This is a genomic window from Streptomyces sp. A0642 (assembly GCF_004795105.1).
In the GTDB taxonomy this organism is placed as follows: domain Bacteria; phylum Actinomycetota; class Actinomycetes; order Streptomycetales; family Streptomycetaceae; genus Streptomyces.
Genome location: NZ_SSBL01000057.1, coordinates 1 through 4612 on the forward strand (window position 1 = coordinate 1; position 4612 = coordinate 4612).

General features: G+C 70.6%; 1 protein-coding gene. It reads right to left on the reverse strand.

Annotation, left to right across the window (positions count from 1 at the left end):
* The coding region (locus E6R60_RS36265) for a beta-ketoacyl synthase N-terminal-like domain-containing protein (protein WP_136330994.1) at window positions 1-4612 on the reverse strand (4612 nt) is incomplete at both ends.

Genomic DNA, 4612 nt, shown 5'->3' on the forward strand with positions numbered 1-4612 from the left:
AACCCACGCCCCATCGCAATCCGCTGACTACCCTGACCCGTGAACAACACCGCCAGATCACCACCCCCCACCACACCCTCCACCACATCACGGTGCGCCCTGCCACCCGCCAACGCCCGCAAAGCATAGACCAGTTGACCGGGTTCCGACGCCGTCACGGCAGCCCGCGACTCGAAGTGCGTACGGTGCAGTGCCGCTGTGGCCGCGATGTCGGCCGGGGGGACGTCCGGGTTTCCGGCGATCCAGTCCGCCCAGCGTCCGGCCTGGGCGCGGACGGCCTCCTCGCTCTGTCCGGACACGACCACCGGGAACGGCCGCGCGTCCGCGGTTGCGGGTTCGGCCGGCTTCGCGACCGGCGGTTCCTCGATGATGACGTGGGCGTTGGTGCCGCTGAGTCCGAAGGAGGAGACACCCGCGCGGCGGGTGCGGGACGTGTCCCGGGTCCAGGGCCGGGCCACGTTCAGGAGCTCGAGACCGCTGCCGTCCCATTCGATGTGCGGGCTGGGCTCGTCGACGTACAGCGTCTTCGGCAGTGTTTCGTGCTGGAGCGCGAGGACCATCTTCATGACGCCCGCGACGCCGGCGGCGGCCTGGGCGTGGCCGATGTTCGACTTCGACGAGCCGAGGTAGACCGGCCGGTCGTCCGTTCGTCCGGGTCCGAACACCTCGGCCAGCGCGCCGGCCTCGATCGGGTCGCCCAGGGGAGTGCCCGTGCCGTGCGCCTCGATCGCGTCGATGTCGGCGGGGGTGAGCCGCGACGCGTCGAGGGCATCGTGGATCACCCGCTGCTGCGAGGGCCCGTTCGGGGCGGTGAGGCCCTGGCTGCGCCCGTCCTGGTTGACGGCGCTGCCCCGGATCACGGCGAGGACCCGGTCGCCGTCGCGCTCGGCGGTGGAAAGCCTCTTCAGCACGAGGATGCCGACCCCGTCCGACCAGCCGGCGCCGTCCGCCTGCGCGGAGAAGGACTTGCAGCGTCCGTCCGGGGCCATGCCCTTGAGCCGGGAGAACTCCACGAAGAGCCTCGGCGTACTCATCACGGTGACACCGCCGACGAGGGCGAGTTCGCACTCGCCCTGCCGCAATGCGGTGGCCGCGAGATGCATGGCGACCAGCGAGGAGGAGCAGGCGGTATCGACCGTGACGGCAGGGCCCTGGAGGCCGAGCGCGTACGAGACCCGGCCCGAGACGACACTGCTGGCATTCCCCGTGCTGACGTATCCGTCGAACGCGTCGAGCTCGCGCCCCTGCTCGCCGTAGTCGGAACTCATGGCACCGAGATAGACGCCCGTGCGGCTCCCGCTCAGCGATCCGGGTCCGACACCGGCCCGCTCCAGCGCCTCCCAGGCCGTTTCGAGCACGAGCCGCTGCTGCGGATCCATCGACAGCGCCTCGCGCTGGGAGATCCCGAAGAACGCGGCGTCGAAGCCCTCGGCGTCGCGGATGAAGCCTCCCTCGCGGGCGTAGCTCTTGCCCGCGGCGTCGGGGTCGGGATCGTAGACATCGAGGCTCTCCCAGCGCGGCGGGAGTCCGCTGACGGCGTCGCCGCCGGACGACAGGAGGTGCCAGTAGTCCTCGGGGGTGTCGATTCCGCCAGGCAGCCGACAGGCCATGGACACGATGGCGATGGGGTCGTCGGACACGGCGGCAGTGCGGTGGGTGCGCTTCGTCACGGCCTTCGACGCGTCGCCGGTGAGCATGAGCTTCTCGATGAGGAGCCCGGCGACGGCGGCGGGGGTCGGGTAGTCGAAGGCGAGAGTGGAGGGCAGTGTCAGTCCGGTCTCCGCGGCAAGCCTACGACGCAGTTCGACCGCCATCAGGGAGTCGATCCCGAGCTCCTTGAGGACCTGCTGCGCACCGATCCCGTCCGCCCCGGAGACGCCCAGGATCACGGCAGCCTCACGCTGGACGAGCTGGGTGAGCCGGGTTCGCCGCTCGGCCTCCGGAAGAGTCTTCAGCTGCTCGCGCAGACCGGACGGAGCCGCGGCGGAGCTGCCCGCGCGCTTGTGCGGCACCCGGACCAGGGCACGCAGCAGCGTCGGAATCTCGTCGGGCCGTCGCAGCAGCGGTGCCAACTCCAGCTTGAACGAAACGAGATGGGGGCGTTGCGTCGCGAGGGCGGCGTCAAGGGCCGCCAGGCCCTGCTCACGGGTGAGGGCGCCCACCCCCTGCCGATGCATACGCGCCAGCTCGGCCTGGCCGAGAGTCGCGGTGAGACCCGTCCCGTCCTGCTGCCACAGGCCCCACGACACACTGGTCGCGGGGAGACCCTGAGAGCGGCGACGGGCCGCGAGCGCGTCGAGCGAGGCGTTGGCGGCCGCGTAGCCGGCCTGCCCCGCACCGCCCAGCACACCGGCGGCCGAGGAGAACAGCACGAACGCTGCCAGATCCAGGCCCAGTTCGCGGGAGAGCGCGTCCAGATGCGCGGCACCTTCCGCCTTGGGAGCCCATACGGCGGCCAGCCGGTCCGCACTCTGCGAGGTCAGTAGGCCGTCGTCCAGCACCGCGGCCAGATGGAAGATCCCGGTCCACGGATGTGCGCCGTCATCGGCGAGCAGCTCCGCCACCTGGGTTCGGTCGGAAACGTCGCAGGCCACCACGCGTACGGACTCGGCCCCCGCAGCGGTCAGCTCCTCCACCACATCCGTCGCACCCGGCGCCTGAGGCCCACGCCTCGAGGTCAGCACCAGATGCCGAACCCCGTACGAGGCAACCAGGTGGCCGGCCAGCGCACGGCCCAGCTCACCCATACCGCCCGTGATCAGCACCGAGCCGGATGCGTCCACCGCGAGCTGCTCACCGACAGCCCCGGACACTCCTACCAGACGCGCCACGCGCACTTCACCCGCGCGTACGGCTATCTCGGGCTCACCCGCGACGGCCAGTGCGCGCTCCATGTCAGCGGTCGGTACGTCGATGTCCACCAGCCGGATCACACGCTCGGGATATTCATTGCGCGCTGTGCGCAGCAGCCCCCAGAGGGGTGCGTGTGCGAGGTCACGGACACCGTCACCGGCAGCCACCGCACCGCAGGTGAGCCACACCAACTCGGTCTCTTCCAGGCGCTGTTCGGCGATCAGGCTCTGGAGTCGGCGCAGCGCTGCGGTCGCTTCCCCGAGGCCGTCGGCGGGGGCGGTACCTGCACCCGTGTCCGTGGCGTCGATGACGATACGGAGCGGCGCGGGCGCGCCCTCGTCCAGACGGGCGATCACGGCGTCGACGGCGCTGAAACTCTCCGCGCCCAGGGTCCGGGCGACGGCACCGTCCTCGTCGCTGTCCAGAACCCAGGTCTCCCCCTCCGGACCCTCTTCCAGCGCGCGGGGCGCCCGGAACTCGACCTGGTAGAGGTGCGCGGACGACTCACCGGCCCGGATCTGCTCGGCGGTCGCCTCGCGGATACGCAGGCCCTGTGCGGAGGCAACGGGATGGCCCGCGCCGTCCGTCACCACAAGGGAGAGGCTCTCACTCGTGGCGGATTCGGCCTCGATGCGTATGCGCAGTTCGGTGGCGCCGGAGGCGTGGAGCTGGGCGCCGGTCCACTCGAACGGCAGGAACACGGGCTTCTCGGCACTGCCTTCCGGCTCCTGGCGTATGCCCATGAGGGTGTGCAGGGCGGCGTCCAGGAGTGCGGGGTGGATGCCGAAGTCGTCGGGCTTGAGGTGGTCGGGGAGGCGAACGATCCCGTAGGCGGTGTTGTCCTTGCGCCAGAGTTCGCTCAGGCCCTGGAAGGCGGGGCCGTATTGCAGACCGCGGGCGCGGAACGCGTCGTAGAAGCCGTCCAGGTCGACGCGTTCGGTGCCCGGAACGGGCCACTGGGCCAGCTCGGCGAACGCGTCGGTCGGGGTCGCCTCTGTGTGCGGTCCGATCTCGCCGGCGGCGTGCTGGCGCCAGGAGGTCTCATCGGGTGTGTTCTCGGCCCGGCTGTGGATCGTGAGGGCCCGCCGCCCGTTCCCGTCCTCCGCTCCGACGGTGACCTGGAGACGGGTGGGGGTGTCCTCGGTGAGGACGAGGGGCTCCAGAAGAGCCAGTTCCTGAACGGTGTCGGCACCGACGTGATGCGCGGCGGTCAGAGCGATGTCGAGCAGGCCGGTGCCGGGGACCAGGACGGTCCCGAAGACCGCATGGTCGGCCAGCCACGGCTGGTCGGCCAGGGAAAGACGACCAGTGAGCAAAAACCCGTCGCCGTCGGCGAGCGCGAGCGCGGCGCCGAGCCAGGGATGCTCGGACACGTCCATACCGACGGAGCGCACATCACCGGAGGGCTTCGGCACGTCCATCCAGTAAGGCTCGCGCTGGAAAGCATAAGTAGGCAGACCCGGAAGGAAACCGGTCCCGGTGCCGGTGCCGGTGTTGGTGCTGGTGTTGGTGCTGGTGTTGGTGTCTGTGTCGGTGTCGAGTACCCGGGCCCAGTCGATCTCGTGACCCTGAACATGGAGCAGACCGAGATTGCGCAGGAGCTGAGCACGGGTGCCCCGCTCCCGGGCCAAGGACCCCACGACGACACCGCCCCGGTCCGCACTCCCGTCGGTGAGCGGCATGGCCAGCACCGGATGAGCGGAGATCTCCACGAAAACCCCGTGCCCGTCCTCCAGAAGCTGCTCCAGGGCACGATCGA